We start from the raw sequence: 15,313 nt of genomic DNA on the forward strand, positions 1-15,313 counted from the left end.
GTTGCCGCCACGACATCTGGGGAGCGATCCGCATGGGGACTGCAATGAACGGAAGTGACGCGGAAATCGCCCTCTCGCCGATGGCGGCGCTGAATTACGGTTTCACAAAATGCCGGGCGGGCGCGATCGAATCCTTCGGGAAGGCTTTGCTTGTCGTATCCGGCGCGGATGGCGTCATTTCGGACGGCGAATACCGCTGGTTTTACGACAACTTCGCCGAAATGCTGCAATTGCCGGAAGACATGGTCGCGCGTTTGAAAACGTATGATCCCGACGGCGCGTCGCTGTCCGACCTAATTTCCGACATCCATTTCGACACCGGCGGGCATTTGGGGCGAATGCTTTTGTTCGATGCGATCCGCATGGCCCAGGCCGACGAGCGCTATCCCGAAGCCGAAAAATCCGCCGTGGCGGAAATGGCCGGTCTGTTGGGCTTGAACGACGCCGACTGCGAAGAAATCGGCAGTTTGATCCGGATCGAGGCATCCATCCGGGATTTTCGCAAAACGATCTTCCAAGTACGCGAAGACCACCAGTATCCGATCCCGCCGGACGGCCCCGACCTCGTCAAATACAATGCCTGGGTCACCTACCATTTCGGCCACGCCTATACGACGCGCGATGCGATGGAGGCCTTCTTCCACCTGCTGCTGATGATCGCGGCCGCCGACGGCACTATTTCCGAAACTGAAATGCAGGGCATTGACGACCTGGCGCTATCCGCCGGTGTGCCGGACGACGTCCGCAACGCCCTGCGCGACTACGAAATCGGCAGCGAGCGGATGGAAGACCTCGTCAGTCGTATTTCCATCGACGCGGATTTGAACGTCGCGGCCATCGCGATCTATCTGGCGATCCGCATCGCCTCCGCGGATCAATACGATACGGCCGAGCAGACGGCCGTCCGCGACGCGGCAAAACGCCTGTCGGTCGACATCACGCTGGTGCCGACCATTGAAATGCTGGTCTTCCTGGAAGCGCAGTTCGATCAACTGCGCCGGGCCCAGTTCGGACTGGACGTCTAGGCCGCCCTAGCCGTCCAGTTTCGCCTTGAGCAGCTGATTGACCATGGCCGGGTTCGCCTGGCCCTTGGTTTCCTTCATCACCTGACCGACGAACCAGCCGATCAAGCCGGTCTTGCCGCCACGGTAGGCCTCGACCTGCCCCGGATTGTCGGCGATCAGCTTATCGACCACGCCTTCCAGCGCACCGGTATCGGAAATCTGTTTCAGACCCTTGGCCTCGACGATTTCCGACGCGCCCTTGCCGGTCTCGAACATCTCGTCCAGCACGTCCTTGGCGATCTTACCGGAAATCGATCCATCCTTGATCAAGGCCAACAATCCGCCCAGGCCCTCCGCGCCGACCTTGCTGTCGGCCAGCGTCTGGCCCGCTTCCTTCAGGCGCGCGAAGAGCTCCACCGTCACCCAGTTGGACGCCAGTTTCGCATCGCCGCACGCCTTCGCGGCGGTTTCGAAGAATTCCGCCGTTTCCCGTTCCGCGACCAACACGCCCGCATCATAGGCGGATAGGCCATATGTCTCCATGAACCGGTGCTTTTTCGCATCCGGCAATTCCGGCAGGGTCGCCTTGCAGTCCGCGATGAACGCATCGTCGAATTCGATGGGCAGCAAGTCCGGGTCCGGGAAATAGCGGTAATCATGCGCGTCTTCCTTGGACCGCATGGACCGCGTCTCCCCCTTATTCGGGTCGAACAGGCGGGTTTCCTGCACGATCTCGCTGCCGCTTTCGATCAGTTTGATCTGACGACGGGCCTCAACCTCGACCGCCTGCCGAATGAAGCGCAGGGAGTTGACGTTCTTAACCTCGGCCCGCGTGCCCAGCGGACCGCCCGGCTTGCGCACCGACACGTTGATGTCGGCCCGCATGGAGCCTTCCTGCATGTTCCCGTCGCAGGACCCGATATAGCGCAGGATGGACCGCATCTTCGCGACATAGGCCGACGCCTCTTCCGCCGAGCGAATATCAGGCCGCGATACGATTTCCATCAGCGGCGTTCCGGCGCGGTTCAGATCGACCAGCGTCTTTTCCGGCAATTGATCGTGGATCAGCTTCCCCGCATCCTGTTCCAGGTGCAGGCGTTCAATCCCCACGGTGCGGGTCGTGCCGTCTTCCAGGTCGATCTCGATCTCGCCCTCGCCAATGATCGGCTCCTCATACTGGCTGATCTGATAGCCCTGCGGCAGATCGGCATAGAAATAGTTCTTCCGCGCGAAAACCGAATGCTTATTGACCTTGGAATTCAGGGCAAGGCCGGTGCGCACGGCCTGACGCACGGCTTCCGCATTCACGACGGGCAGCATGCCGGGCATGGCCGCATCGACCAGGGAAACCTGACTGTTCGGCTCCGCCCCGAACGTTGTCGGCGCGCCCGAAAACAGCTTGGCGTTGGACGTGACCTGCGCATGGATTTCCATGCCGATCACCACTTCCCACTCGCCCGTTTTGCCTTTGATCAAGTTGCTCATGTGACTGCCCGTTCGCGGCGTTTGAAGAAAGGTTGAGAGATAGCGAGTGGCGCGGGATTGAGCAAGGGTGTCACCATAAAACGACTCCCCAGCGTTCTGCCCGCTTGAATAGCAAATCATCCCACGTACTAATGCAAAGCGGGCAGGAACAGTTGAGAAAACAGGACTTACGCTGTGACTTTAGCAAACCAATACCGCTTTCTTGGACAGCATCCGAACGAGAGCCAAGAAGCGGGCTTTTTTGTCGATCATGACGATACAGTGATTTTCTGGCCGTCGAAACAGGCTCCAGGCTACCGCCTGTCCCTCATTGATGCATTGAAACTCGCTTGGGCTCCACTGAACGATCCCAACAAAGTAGATGATTTGTTCTCGCCGTCGAACGAAACCGAACGAAAGGCAGAAAAGTTTCGTGTTCTAAAATGGTTCCTCGGTTCAATCGCCATGATGGTTGTGTACATGGCGGCGGCAGCAGCCTTCATCCCCATCAGCGAACGAATTGCAGAACTAGTCCCAACGCTGTTTTCTCCAGCTGGTATCGTCTTCGGTACATTACTCCCGCTTTCATTCGTGTTCCCCGTAATCGCAGGTTTTTTCCAAACGCGCACCGCCAAGAAAGACGTCATACATCGACTGCATTCGTTCAAGACGGAATTGGTGAACCAACCGTGCCCGACACCAATTGTAATCCATCCCGCTTACGACGATGTATCGATAACGGACGGCGATCCCAGCCTAACGAAGTTTTGGTTGGAACGCGCTCCATTTATTGTTGCCCCTGCAGGAATTCTTATTTTCGCCTTGATTAACGACTTGTTGCCTGGTGACAGGGTCGTCGCGCTCGCAGCCGCTGCGTGGTTTTCTTGGATTCTGGCGCCCATGACATGGGCCGGGATTATTGGTGTTCGTAAGCGGGACGTCACTTTCCTTGATCCAATGACCCACGCTGCGGCTGTGAACCATATCCGCATTACTCTGAAAGAAAATTCCGGCGACAACCCCAATTGATGTTTTTTAGCCGTCAGCAAGTCTTCCCCAACCGCTCGCAACGCGGGTAGAATTAATTTTATCTAAGCCGATGCGATTGGGGGAACAATGTCGGAATACGGTTTTCTGGGCTTTGGGTACACCGAGAGGCAGACACACGGATTCTTCGTCGATTCCGGCAATCGGATACTCTATTGGCCGTCGAAAGAAGCGCCCGGTTATCATTTGCCCTTCTCTGTTGCCGCGCAGATCGCCTCCCCAAGGCGAAGCGTCTGGAAAGGGAACCGCCCCCTACCGTTCGGCAGCAGTTACATGTTCGGCGTCGTGATCGCGATCGTGATTGTCGCGGCGATCGCCCTCTTTGCGCTTTTTTCCGATCCGACCCGAAACTTTATGGATTTGGTTTTTCACGGTCTTCATGATCGATATCCGGACTTTTTCAGCGAGACGGGATCCTTTGCAGCCGTCTTTGCCGGGGTTCTCGTCGGCGCTTTTCCAATTGCCCTTGTCTTCAGGTTCTACAACCGAGTTATCGTCCGTAAAGTCCGGGAAGAACTCGACCACACACCCGGCGTTCGACGCATAGACGAGGTACGTCCGCCGGTCGTGAAACTGCGCCCTAGCGAGCTCGCTACCGCAACACCGGCATCAGGGTGGACGCGCATCAAATTCTACTCTCTTTCACTTTTGATGCTTTTGGGCGGGGTTATCGCGACGTTTGTCGTTCTAACCAAGAGCGACATTCTCACCGGGGATTATATCGCGGGGCTCATTTCCGGTGTGGCGCTTATCTATTTCGGCGCGGTTTGGTGTATCGCGCTTGTTCGGCGACCGTCGGTAAAGGATTTGCTGGTATATGCGCCCTCCCAAGCGGATATTGAGGCGATTTCCGATACGACACCGTCGTCTGGAGAACGGCCCGCCGTCTATGTCCCCCAACCCCGCACCCCGAAATTCGGCGCACTGTTTAAGAATATTTGGGTGTCTTGGGGTGTACCGATTATTGGCGGGCTTGCGGCCGTCGCTTTTATGCTGATCCTGCGCTATGACCCCCAGGGTCGATATGATGCCGAAGCGGTGCTGGATTCATTTTGCCATACGGTACTTTGGGGAAATTTAGACGCCGCACCGACCGCTTGTAGCGACGTTCCCGCAAATGCAGTCCTGATCCGTTGGGAGTCTCAACCAACCATCGTCATCGATAACAAAGATGACGGTCTCAAAGGCTTCGAAAAGAATTTGCGCGGCTTCGTCGGAGATCAATTTGCCAGTATCGACCTCCCGAAACCGGCCTTCATCTCCACCACCGGCACCCCGTCCCCCTTCCTGAAATATACCATACGCCGCCCCACGCCGGACGAACCATTGTCCGGCAATCTCGCGGAATGGAGATACAGCACGCGGGGTGCCGCCTTGGCGCAACTCGACATCCAGGTAAATCTCTTTGAAGCGCGCACCAGCGAAAGAATGATGGGCGAGATGCGGCTTTCGCATCTCGCCTACGGAACCGATGCCTCCCTTATGAACGGCGATCAGTCGTATTTGCTAAACGGGGACGTCGTCCGAACGGAAACGCTGATTCCGCTCGTCCTGTACGACAAACGTCTTCACGCCGGAATGGCCGCCGCGCAAGTGATTGCAACGGCGCGAACCATTTTCCAGGAAATCGGAATGTCTGACAGTGTCGAAAAATGGCGGGACGCGCGACGAAAGAATCAATCCCCGTAGAAAATTCTTCCGGTATGGCGATCACCACGACCTTATCGAGCGGGACTGTTTCGCACATTTATATGCTGCCACAGGGCGAAGGCATCGTAGGGTGTGACCCGCTTCATCGACAGGAGCGTCTCTCCGTCAATCAGTTCGTATCGTTGGCCTTCGGTTAATACGAGGCCAGTAAGCGCGTCTTCCGGAAGGCAACAATCGAAGAAGACGCGTTCGACCCGTCCATATCCGAACGGCTCGAAACCAAGCATGCAGGAGGTGAACGGGCGTAGATGCCCGCGGATATCAAGGTCCAGTTCTTCGCGAACTTCCCGGATCGCGCATTCTTCAAAAGTTTCGCCGTCTTCGCGCGCCCCGCCGAACAGACCGTAGTGACCCGGATAGAAAATTCCAGGAATGTCGTCGCGGACCTGCATCAGATAGCGGCCATCCGGCGTCCAGATGATCACTGCCGTCGCATCGGCCGGTTTCAAGATACCGGTGATTGGGAAATTCCGGACTGTATCCATTCTCGTCACGCTTCTTTCGGTCGTTCTGGTATCAGAAACGGAAAACGCCGCCCCTTTCGAGGCGGCGTTTCCATCGGCACAAGCCGGAAAATCAGGACGCGGCGGCCAGATTGGCGTTCGCGAAATCCCAATTGACCAGGTGTTCCAGGAAGGCGCCCATGTAATCCGGGCGGCGGTTCTGGAAGTCCAGGTAATAGGCGTGTTCCCACACATCCATGGTCAGGATCGGCGTCTTGCCGTCGACCAGCGGCGTGCCCGCATTCGGGGTCTTTTCGACTTTCAGCTTGCCGCCGTCCAACACCAGCCAGGCCCAGCCGGAGCCGAACTGCGTCGCACCGGCATTCTTGAACTGGGTCGCGAACTCTTCGTAGGAACCGAAGTCCTCATCGATCTTCGCCGCGATCGCGCCGGTCGGCTTGCCGCCGCCGTTCGGGCTCATCGAATTCCAGTAGAAGGTGTGGTTCCAGACCTGGGCCGCCTGATTGAACAGACCCTGGTCGCCCTTCTTGTGCGCGGCCATGGTGATTTCTTCGACCGAGGCGTTTTCCAGATCGGTGCCCGCGGTCAGCTCGTTACACTTCACGACATAAGCATTGTGGTGCTTGCCGTGGTGGAAGCTGAGCGTGTTGGCCGTGATATGCGGCTCCAGCGCGTTTTGAGCGTAAGGCAGGTCGGGCAGTGAGATCGGCATGATGTCCTCTCTTGCGGTGTGAATTCGTGATATCATCGACAAACAGGGACAGGAATATGAAGACGTCCCCTATCCCCTTCGTCACACGGCGAAACGTAGGGCTTTCGGGATGATTATCAACAGGAATTCTCCGATCCCTGTTAAGAGATGTTAAACGAAATCGCGCGCATCATGCCCCGGGGCATTGATGCGCGGCCTAAAGGGGCACGAAAAACCGCGCCAAAACGCGTGAGGATCACCGTGGTATCGCAACAGATTTCGGACATCCATCCGCGAAACAAGGATTTCGCCGACTACTGGTTGTCACTGCCTAGAGACGGCCTGATCCCATCCCGCGCCGATTTCGACCCGACCGACGTCCCGCGCCTGCTGCCGCGTTTCATCCTGCATGAAGTACAGGACCGGAAACGCATTTACATCCGCTTATGCGGTACGGCGCTTGTCCGGCGGCACGGCGCCGATATCACGGGCCGCGATTATCTCGAGTTCGTACCCGAGGAACGCCGGGCCAAGGCATTGCGAGGCTTGCTCGCCGCCATTGACCATCCTGCCGGTATGATCGCCCGGATGGTTATCCGAACCGCCGATGGCACCGCCGTTCCCGTCGAATCCCTAGGATTGCCGCTTTTGGGGAAACCGGACAGTGTAACGGGGGAAAGACCGGTTCTGATGCTGTTCCACAGCGTCGAAAACGTGCCGCTGTCCTACGACCCGACAACGCGCACCCATTTGGAAGAATTCGGCTTGAGTGAGCGTATCTACCTGGATATCGGAAACGGAACCCCGGCACCGTTTGCAGACGAAGTTTACGTCGAGTCCGCCTGATCGCCGGACATACCCGCCGCGGTTTCCGCCGACTCGCTTTCGGATGCCGGTTTCGCGGCGCCGTGCTCCGCCTTTTTTTCCCAGCCGCGATCGGTCTGCTGCCAGTATGTCAGGTGATGCCCGTCGTCCTTTTCGGCGGACCAACATTTTCTGGCGGCGGCGACCGCCTCTTCATCCCGGCCATCGAAAAGACGACAGACAAGATCATAGGACGCGATCCCATCGGATATCGCGCCATCCGTCAGAAACAGGACAGATGCCCCGTTCGGGTTCTCGTCGGAGTCCGTCAGCCAGATCGGCTGTTGGTCGGCATGGCCGTCTGACGCATCGCCATGCGGCAGGAAGGAACGGTCGTCATATGTCCACAACCGTTCCCCCAAATCCGCGACGCGCTCCTTGGACCGCGCCATGACAACCGCCTTCCAATCCCGCGACAGACACATTTCCAGCATCCTCGGTAACGCCGCTTCCAAGGGCGTTCGTTGCAGATGATAGAAACGGATCTCGGTCATGGACGCTTATTTCGCCTCATAGACGTCGGAAACGAACCGATCGAGCAGACGCACGCCATAGCCGGACGCCCCTTTCGGCACCATCGGCGTGGACTTGTTGGCCCAGGCCATGCCAGCGATATCCAAATGGGCCCAGACCGTGTCCTTCACGAAGCGCTGTAGAAACTGCGCCGCCGTGATCGACCCGGCCGCCCGTCCGCCGATATTCTTCATGTCGGCGCAGTCGGATGTCAGCATCTTGTCATAGGCATCGCCCAACGGCATGCGCCATACCGGCTCTCCGCTGTCCTTCCCGGCCTGCGTCAGTTGCGCGGCGAGGTCGTCGTCATTGCTGAACATACCGGCCTGTTCATGACCCAGCGCGATGACCATGGCGCCGGTCAGGGTGGCCAGATCGATCATAACCTTCGGTTTGAAGGTTTCCTGCGTGTACCAAAGAGCATCCGCCAGAACGAGGCGGCCTTCCGCATCCGTATTGTGGATTTCGATGGTCTGACCGGACATGGACGTCACCACATCGCCCGGACGTTGCGCATTGCCGTCCGGCATGTTTTCCACCAGCCCGACGACGCCGACGGCGTTTACCTTCGCCTTACGGCCCGCAAGTGCCTTCATCAGGCCGATGACCGTTCCGGAACCGCCCATATCCCATTTCATTTCTTCCATACCGGGGCCGGGCTTCAGGGAAATTCCGCCGGTATCGAAGGTCACGCCCTTGCCGACGAAGGCTACCGGCGCCTGATTTTTCGCGCCGCCCTTCCACGTCATGGACACCAGGAAACTTTCCCGGGCGGACCCTTGGCCAACTCCCAGAAGCGCACCCATGCCGAGTTTCGCCATCTTCTTTTCATTGAGGATTTCGACTTCGAGGCCGAGTTCCTCCAACTCCTTGCAGCGCGCAGCAAGGGTTTCCGGGTAAATGACGTTCGGCGGCTCCGACACCACGTCGCGTGTGAGGTACACGCCGTCGACCACGGCCTCGCGGGCCTTAAACGCCTTCTTCGCGGCCGTCGCGCCCGCGACGCGAACTGTAAGTCCTTTCACGCTCGGCTTTTCTTCCGCCTTTTTCTTCGTGAAGTACTTATCGAAGCGATACGCGCCGAGCTTCGCCCCTTCCGCCACGCCGACGGCGGCAGAGATCAGATCGTCCGCGCCGCAATCGAGCAGGGCCGCGACCTGACTATCGCCTGCGCCGTTCGCAGCACCGACCAGTTTACCACCCAATGTCAGCCAATCCGCCGCTTCGAGGCCTTTCCCGACACCGAACAACACGATCCGGGCGACACTGACGCCTGCCGGTGCAACCAGAGTCAGTGTTTCCGCCTTCTTGCCGGAAAATCGGTTCCCGGCGAGCGCGCGGGACACCGCGCCGCCGGTCGCTTCATCAACCGCGCGCGCCGCCGGGGGCAAATGCCCGCCCTCTTCGATCCCAACGGCCACAAGGCCGGATTTCGGCAGTTCGAAACTTTCGGAAAAACTGATTTTCATTCGGAAGGTCCTTTTTAGAAACAAACATGACATGCCCGTGCGGCGGCAAGATACCGATTGGAGAATAGCTTGGCCGGACGCGGCGGAAAATCAACCCTTCAACAGTCATGGCGCGTCAGTCAGTCCGCTTGACTTTATCCCCGTCCCTCGGGAAAACAGCGGTTCGTTGCGAATCTAGCCGTGCCGATGATTCGATCCGCGCCGAAGCGAGAAGTAATAATAGGTAAATTGAAAAAATTGTGGTGAGAAAAAACGTGCGGAATCAATCGCTTTCTGCTAATTGTTCCATTCTTATCTGAACGCCTTGCGCCAGTGCTAAATGTTGTAAAATGAACCGACTGAACCGCTATATCATGAAGCAGCTGATCGGGGTGACGGTATTCGCGACCGTCGTTCTGTGTCTTGCCGTGATGCTGATCCAGTCGGTTCGTCTTGTTGATCTGATCGTGAACCGCGGTCTACCGGTGACGGAATTCGCCTATATCGCCTCTCTCATGGTGCCGCGTTTCGTCGCCCTTGTGATGCCGATCGCTTTCTTCGGCGCGGTACTTTTCACCTACAACCGCATGATCAACGACAGCGAATTGGTCGTGATGCGATCCGCAGGGCTCAGTTCCTTCGGACTCGCAAAGCCCGCCCTGGTCGTTGCGCTGGTCATCAGCGCGCTGTGCGTTGCCATGACCTTATTCCTGATGCCTGTCGCCGCGCAGGAAATGCGCTTTCACGTCGAAAAGAACCGATCGCAATGGGGGGCCGCACTCCTGCACGAGGGACGCTTCACCACCGTTGGCGACACGATCACGCTGTTCGTGAAAGAGCGCGAGGGATCGGAACTGTTCGGGATTCTGTATCATAATCAGGAAAATCCGAAGGCCCCCTATACGATCCTGGCGGAACGTGGGGCCGTCGTAGAATCGCCCGCAGGTCCGCGCATTCTGGTCGTGAACGGCAGCCGTCAATCGTTCAAGGACGGAAAGCTGCATTTGGTGGAATTCGACCGGACGACGATCGATATCGGCGTTTCGACGGAAGGCGACACAACGATTTGGACCCAACCGGAAGAACGGTTCCTCCCCGACCTGATTTCACCGGACTATAGCGATCCGAACGATTCGTTCTATGCGCCGAAACTGATTGCGGAAGCGCATAACCGGCTCGCGACACCTCTTTTGCCGATCAGCTATGCGGCCATTGCACTGGCGTTCATCCTGCGCGGCGGGTTTTCGCGCCAGGGCAATATTTTCACGATTGTCGGGGCCGTATCGGTGATGATCCTTATCCTTGTCGGTCATATGGCGACGGTGTCGCTGGCTGGTAAACAGCCCGTATTCCTGCCGGTGATTTATGCCAACGCTATTCTGCCAATTATCCTGGGTCTGTTCGCCATCGTGAAACTACGCCGCCACAAACTTCGGCCCCCTCCGTTCGACACTGCGGTATCGACGGGTTAACCGGAGTCGGGAAGATGCGAATTCCAGCGATTTTCTCTCTTTATCTCAGCCGGCATTTCTTGCTGTGGCTTGCCGGTGTGTTTGCCACATTGCTAGCGATCGTCGCCATGTTCGACATTGTCGAATTGCTTCGCAAGGGATCCGCAAAGGAAGAAGTGACGACGGAAGTCCTGATCCAGATGTCGCTTCTTAAGCTACCACATCTCGTACAGGATATGCTTCCCTTCGCCGTTCTGTTGGGCGGCATGATGTGTTTCTGGCGGTTGGCACGCGCCAATGAGCTTGTCGTTGCGCGCGCCGCGGGCGTGTCCGCATGGCAATTCCTGACCGCGCCGATCATCATAACCTTCATTACCGGCGTCCTTTTGGTCACGATTTTCAATCCCTTCGCGGCGGCGATGCGCGCCAATTACGAGGCGATGGAAAGCAAGTATCTCGGCAAAAACCGGGCAGAATTCGCAGTGTCGGAAACCGGAGTATGGCTGCGTCAGGGATCCCAGGACGAACAGGACGTCATCCATGCCGACAAGGTCGTCGGCGCCGGAGACGCCGCCACGCTGGAGGATGTCGTCGTTCTCGAACTGGAAGCCGGCGACCGGTTCGTCGGACGGATCGATGCGGCAAACGCCGTTCTGCGCAACGGATATTGGGAATTGAATTCCGCCTATTTGTCGCAACCCGGTGCCGATACACGGTTTGTGGAGACATACCGACTGGGTACCAATCTGACGATGAAGGGTATCCAGGACAGTTTTGCCTCGGCGGATACTCTCTCCTTCTGGGAATTGCCCCGCTTTATCGGGACAATGGAAGAAGCGGGATTCAACGCGAACGCCCATCGGCTTTATCTGCACAGTTTGCTGGCGACGCCAGTACTGCTTTGCGCCATGGTATTGATCGCGGCGATCTTCTCAATCCGGACGTCGCGTCGCTCGTCCACCGGTATGATGGTGGTCGGTGGCGTCCTGTCCGGCTTCCTGCTCTATTTCTTCACCAATGTCGTTCACGCGCTTGGACTGTCCATGAGTATTCCGGCGGAATTCGCCGCATGGACCCCTGCCGGGGTTAGTACGATGCTGGGTGTTACCGCGTTGTTACATTTGGAGGACGGTTGATGCGTATGACAGGCGCACGATCCCTGGCAGGCATCGCCCTGCTCTCATCGTTGATCGCCGTCGGCGCATCGATCAGTGCGTCCGCGCAAACGACGGCCTCGCAGGCCGCGCCCGAACAGGCGCAAACGGTCGATGCCAGCGGCATGCCGATCTTGCTGCGGGCGGATGAAGTCTCCCAGGATCAAGAACTGGGCGTCATCGTCGCTCGCGGATCGGTGGAAATCGCGCATGGCAGCCGAATTCTTCTGTCGGACACGTTGAGCTACAACCAGAACTCCAAAACCGTGACCGCGTCAGGGAACGTGCAGATACTCGAGGAAACCGGCGAAGTCATTTTTGCCGACTATGTCGAACTGACCGAAGATCTGAAAGAAGGCACGATCGAAAACCTTCGCATCCTGCTCGCTGACAATGCTCGGATCGCCGCGGCCGGCGGTCGACGCAGCAACGGCAATGTGACGGAAATGGTCAAAGGGGTCTATTCTCCCTGTAACGTTTGTGAAGACGACCCGACCAGCCCGCCGCTGTGGCAGGTCAAGGCCGGAACCGTGGTGCATAATCAGGCCGACAAGCAGATCGAATACTACGACGCTAGCTTGGAACTCTACGGCGTCCCCGTTGCCTACACGCCGTACTTCACGCACCCGGACCCGACCGTGAAGCGGCAAACCGGCCTGCTGGCGCCGTCCTTCGGTACGAAAACATCAACGGGCGCGTTTCTGCAAACGCCGTTCTTCTGGAATATCGGACCGGACCGCGATGCAACCATCGACCCAATTTTCACGACGGAGCAGGGTGGATTCTTTTCCGGCGAATATAGGCAAGCATACGACACGGGCGAATTCGACCTCTCCGGCAGCTTCACCTTCGATGACCGGCGGATCGGCGACACGACGATCGAAAGGATCGATGAAGACGCATTCCGCGGCCACATTTATTCCAACGGTAAATTCGACCTGGACGAAACCTGGCGCGCGGGTTGGTCGCTAAATCGATCAACCGATCAGACCTATCTGCGCCGGTATGGATTCTGGAACGATCCAGGAAACTCCATGCTATCGACCGCGTATGCGGAAGGGTTTCGCGGGCGGAATTACATGTCGGCCAAAGCCATGACATTTCAGGACCTTCGGCTAGGGCAGCGATCCGACGCCCCGGTCGTGCTGCCGGTATTGGATTATGCCGGGCTGGGCGAAGCAGACAAATTCGGCGGGCGTTGGGCGTTCAACGCCAATGTCCGGAGCCTGTACGACGGGGACGATGCCGACAGTCAGCGCGTTTCTCTAGATACCGGATACCGCAAGGAATTCGTTTCGAGCATCGGGATTGTCACCACGGCGAGCGCAGGCTTGCGAAGCGATCTTTACTATGTCGATCAGATCTCGAATATTGATGAGCAAGGCAGATCCGTCGAAGATGGATTTGTTGGCCGTGTCGTGCCCAGAGTCGCCCTTGAGTCCCGGTATCCCTTTGTTCGGTATTCGGAAGGCGGCAGGCAAGTCATCGAACCTGTTGTCGCAATTTTTGCCTCACCGAATGGCGGGAATGATCCCAGCATTCCGCTTAGCGAAAGTGCCGTATTCGAAACCGACGATATCAACATTCTGGCGAAAAACCGGATCAACGGGCTGGACAGGTTGGAGACCGGCCAACGCGCCGTCGCCGGGATCACCGTTTCCGATTACTCCGATGACGGCGGTTTGCTGTCCGCATTCCTCGGTCAAAGTTACCGCTTCCACGACGATAACGACCTCAAGCTCGATACCGGGATCGAAAACAGCCGCTCGGATTGGGTCGGGCGCGTCACCGTGGTTCCGAACAAGTATTTGGCCGGTTACTATCGCTTCAACATGAAATCGGACGAGTTCCTGGCAAACCGAAATGAACTCAGTCTCCGGGTCGGCGGCGAAGGGCTCAACGTCACATCGAACTATACCTTTGTTCGAAGCAGCCTCGATAGCGCGGCGAATGATGTCGAACAAGTTTCTCTTAGCGTCGGAAGCAAGTTCAACGATTTCTGGGCGGGACGCGCGTCGACCCTGCGCGACCTGACGGATGACGGCGGCGCCCTCAGCCACAGCCTGCAACTTGTTTACGAAGACGAGTGCTTTATTTTCGACAGCAGCTTTACCCGGAACTACACCTACAGTGCCGATGTCGAGAAGGAGAACGCCATGTTGTTCCGTCTCACATTCAAAACCCTTACCGAGGTGGAATTCTGATGCCTGGCGTTTTTCGACATGTTCTAACTGGCATCGGGTTCTTCGTCGGTTTGGCCGGATGCCTGCTATTGGCAACCGCCCCAATGGCGCGGGCGCAAAGCAGCGGGGAAAACGTCCTTCGAATCGCCGCTGTCGTGAACGACGACATCATTTCCATTCTCGATCTCGACCAACGGCTCCGCCTTGCGGCTTTGTCTTCGAACCTTCGTCTCGATGCACAAACCCGGCAACGATTGATGCCGCAGATCTTGCGCAGCCTCATCGACGAGCGCCTGCAGATGCAGGAAGCGGAAAGTAAGGGTACGTCGGTCACTGATCGGGAAATCGATAATGAAATATCGGCCCTAGCCGAACGTAACAAAATCCCCCCCCTCGAACTGGCCTCTGTCCTCGCCCGCCAGGGGGTAGACCTACAGACGTTGAGAAATCAACTTCGCGCCCAGCTCCTCTGGCAAAAATACACACAGCGACGGCTTGTACGCGAAATCGATGTCGGGGAAGAAGAAATCGATGAGGAATTAGACCGCTTGCAATCCGCCGCAGGCAAGCCGCAGAAGCGGGTTTATGAAATTTTTCTGGGTGTGGACAACCCGGATCACGACATAGAGGTCCGACAAAACATCGAACGCCTTTTGGGCGAAATCCGGTCCGGTGCCGACTTCTCGTCCGTTGCCCGCAGCTTTTCCGAAAGCAGCAGCGCCAGCCAGGGCGGCGATCTAGGATGGTTGAGCCCCGGTCAACTGCCGGACGATATGGACGCCGTATTGGCGAATCTGTCCCCCGGCATGGTGTCCGCCCCGATCCGCAGTATTACCGGTTATTATCTACTGTATGTCACCGACATGCAGACATTGGGCAGCAACCCGCTGGACGCGACGGTCGACATGTATCAGATGGTCGTGCGACTGCCCGCTGGGAACGCAGATGCCGCACGGGACCAAATTGCAACGGAACTGATGCAAGTGAAAGCGTCCTTCAATACCTGCGAGGACATAAAGGCATATGCGGATGGTCGAAGCGACGCGAGCATCGCCGCGTTGAACGATATCCGTATCGGCGATATGCGTGAACCGATCCGGTCGACGATCCTGTCCCTGGATACCGGTCAGACCTCCGTCCCTCTGAACGCCGGTAACAGCGTTTCCTTGATGATGGTATGCAAACGGGATGCGCCGGCCCTGAAATTGCCGGAGCGCGATCAGATTTACCGACAACTCGCTGACCGTAAGCTGGAACTCGTCATTCGACGGAAAATGCGCGATTTGCGCCGCGAAGCCTTCATCGACATCCGGCTCTAGG

13 protein-coding genes are annotated in these 15,313 nt (G+C 57.5%); 8 read left to right on the top strand and 5 right to left on the bottom strand.

What is annotated here, in order from left to right; genetic code table 11:
* The first annotated feature begins 44 nt into the window (after positions 1–44).
* The gene (locus HH303_RS17445) at positions 45–1,025 is read left to right on the top strand and encodes a TerB family tellurite resistance protein (protein ID WP_169626642.1); all 981 of its coding nucleotides are present in this window, start codon (positions 45–47) and stop codon (positions 1,023–1,025) included.
* A 6-nt stretch (positions 1,026–1,031) separates the two neighbouring features.
* On the opposite strand, the gene gatB is transcribed toward HH303_RS17445, so the two are convergent.
* On the bottom strand, positions 1,032–2,489 hold the full coding sequence (gene gatB / locus HH303_RS17450; protein ID WP_169626643.1) for an Asp-tRNA(Asn)/Glu-tRNA(Gln) amidotransferase subunit GatB: 1,458 nt from the start codon (positions 2,487–2,489) through the stop codon (positions 1,032–1,034).
* Between the two features lie 174 nt (positions 2,490–2,663).
* Between gatB and HH303_RS17455 the strand changes: the two genes are divergently transcribed.
* Together HH303_RS17455 and HH303_RS17460 are read left to right on the top strand one after the other, a co-directional pair.
* Positions 2,664–3,497 carry a hypothetical protein gene (locus HH303_RS17455; RefSeq protein ID WP_169626644.1) on the top strand — a complete coding sequence of 278 codons (834 nt, stop codon included), beginning with the start codon at positions 2,664–2,666 and terminating at the stop codon, positions 3,495–3,497.
* 87 nt (positions 3,498–3,584) lie between these two features.
* Positions 3,585–5,204, top strand: coding sequence for a hypothetical protein (locus HH303_RS17460; RefSeq protein WP_169626645.1), 1,620 nt, complete (start codon positions 3,585–3,587; stop codon positions 5,202–5,204).
* A 32-nt stretch (positions 5,205–5,236) separates the two neighbouring features.
* Here HH303_RS17460 and HH303_RS17465 read toward each other — a convergent pair whose 3' ends face one another.
* A complete protein-coding gene (locus tag HH303_RS17465; protein WP_169626646.1) occupies positions 5,237–5,710 on the bottom strand; it encodes an NUDIX domain-containing protein in 474 nt (157 codons plus the stop codon).
* Between the two features lie 91 nt (positions 5,711–5,801).
* The gene (locus HH303_RS17470) at positions 5,802–6,401 is read right to left on the bottom strand and encodes a superoxide dismutase (protein ID WP_169626647.1); all 600 of its coding nucleotides are present in this window, start codon (positions 6,399–6,401) and stop codon (positions 5,802–5,804) included.
* Between the two features lie 240 nt (positions 6,402–6,641).
* Here HH303_RS17470 and HH303_RS17475 point away from each other — a divergent pair, with 240 nt between their 5' ends.
* The gene (locus HH303_RS17475; protein ID WP_169626648.1) at positions 6,642–7,226 is read left to right on the top strand and encodes a PAS domain-containing protein; all 585 of its coding nucleotides are present in this window, start codon (positions 6,642–6,644) and stop codon (positions 7,224–7,226) included.
* On the opposite strand, the gene HH303_RS17480 is transcribed toward HH303_RS17475, so the two are convergent.
* Both HH303_RS17480 and HH303_RS17485 read right to left on the bottom strand, forming a co-directional pair.
* Positions 7,208–7,738 carry a DNA polymerase III subunit chi gene (locus HH303_RS17480; RefSeq protein ID WP_169626649.1) on the bottom strand — a complete coding sequence of 177 codons (531 nt, stop codon included), beginning with the start codon at positions 7,736–7,738 and terminating at the stop codon, positions 7,208–7,210. The genes HH303_RS17475 and HH303_RS17480 overlap by 19 nt on opposite strands.
* A 6-nt stretch (positions 7,739–7,744) precedes the next feature.
* Positions 7,745–9,226 (bottom strand): leucyl aminopeptidase, encoded by a 1,482-nt coding sequence (locus tag HH303_RS17485; RefSeq protein WP_169626650.1) that lies wholly within the window; start codon positions 9,224–9,226, stop codon positions 7,745–7,747.
* A 329-nt stretch (positions 9,227–9,555) separates the two neighbouring features.
* Between HH303_RS17485 and HH303_RS17490 the strand changes: the two genes are divergently transcribed.
* From HH303_RS17490 to HH303_RS17505, 4 genes are read left to right on the top strand one after another with little or no spacing between them, the layout of a single operon-like run.
* Positions 9,556–10,677, top strand: coding sequence for an LptF/LptG family permease (locus HH303_RS17490; protein WP_169626651.1), 1,122 nt, complete (start codon positions 9,556–9,558; stop codon positions 10,675–10,677).
* A gap of 14 nt (positions 10,678–10,691) precedes the next feature.
* Positions 10,692–11,792, top strand: a complete 1,101-nt coding sequence (lptG, locus tag HH303_RS17495) for an LPS export ABC transporter permease LptG (RefSeq protein ID WP_169626652.1) — start codon at positions 10,692–10,694, stop codon at positions 11,790–11,792.
* Entirely contained in the window at positions 11,792–14,014 is a 2,223-nt protein-coding gene (locus HH303_RS17500; protein ID WP_169626653.1) for an LPS-assembly protein LptD, read from the top strand. The genes lptG and HH303_RS17500 overlap by 1 nt, the downstream gene beginning before the upstream one ends.
* Positions 14,014–15,312 carry a peptidylprolyl isomerase gene (locus tag HH303_RS17505; protein ID WP_169626654.1) on the top strand — a complete coding sequence of 433 codons (1,299 nt, stop codon included), beginning with the start codon at positions 14,014–14,016 and terminating at the stop codon, positions 15,310–15,312. Before HH303_RS17500 ends, HH303_RS17505 begins: the two co-directional genes overlap by 1 nt.
* Position 15,313 lies beyond the last annotated feature (1 nt).

This window comes from Pacificispira spongiicola (genome assembly GCF_012926505.1).
GTDB classification, from domain to species: domain Bacteria; phylum Pseudomonadota; class Alphaproteobacteria; order UBA8366; family Aestuariispiraceae; genus Pacificispira; species Pacificispira spongiicola.

What these genes read in the sequence shown, in the direction of transcription:
- HH303_RS17485 (WP_169626650.1), bottom strand. Translation starts at nt 9,226, where the DNA reads ATGAAAATCAGTTTTTCCGAAAGTTTCGAACTGCCGAAATCCGGCCTT.
- HH303_RS17505 (WP_169626654.1), top strand. Translation starts at nt 14,014, where the DNA reads ATGCCTGGCGTTTTTCGACATGTTCTAACTGGCATCGGGTTCTTCGTC.
- HH303_RS17490 (WP_169626651.1), top strand. Translation starts at nt 9,556, where the DNA reads ATGAACCGACTGAACCGCTATATCATGAAGCAGCTGATCGGGGTGACG.
- HH303_RS17480 (WP_169626649.1), bottom strand. Translation starts at nt 7,738, where the DNA reads ATGACCGAGATCCGTTTCTATCATCTGCAACGAACGCCCTTGGAAGCG.
- HH303_RS17470 (WP_169626647.1), bottom strand. Translation starts at nt 6,401, where the DNA reads ATGCCGATCTCACTGCCCGACCTGCCTTACGCTCAAAACGCGCTGGAG.
- lptG (WP_169626652.1), top strand. Translation starts at nt 10,692, where the DNA reads ATGCGAATTCCAGCGATTTTCTCTCTTTATCTCAGCCGGCATTTCTTG.
- gatB (WP_169626643.1), bottom strand. Translation starts at nt 2,489, where the DNA reads ATGAGCAACTTGATCAAAGGCAAAACGGGCGAGTGGGAAGTGGTGATC.
- HH303_RS17500 (WP_169626653.1), top strand. Translation starts at nt 11,792, where the DNA reads ATGCGTATGACAGGCGCACGATCCCTGGCAGGCATCGCCCTGCTCTCA.
- HH303_RS17460 (WP_169626645.1), top strand. Translation starts at nt 3,585, where the DNA reads ATGTCGGAATACGGTTTTCTGGGCTTTGGGTACACCGAGAGGCAGACA.
- HH303_RS17445 (WP_169626642.1), top strand. Translation starts at nt 45, where the DNA reads ATGAACGGAAGTGACGCGGAAATCGCCCTCTCGCCGATGGCGGCGCTG.
- HH303_RS17465 (WP_169626646.1), bottom strand. Translation starts at nt 5,710, where the DNA reads ATGGATACAGTCCGGAATTTCCCAATCACCGGTATCTTGAAACCGGCC.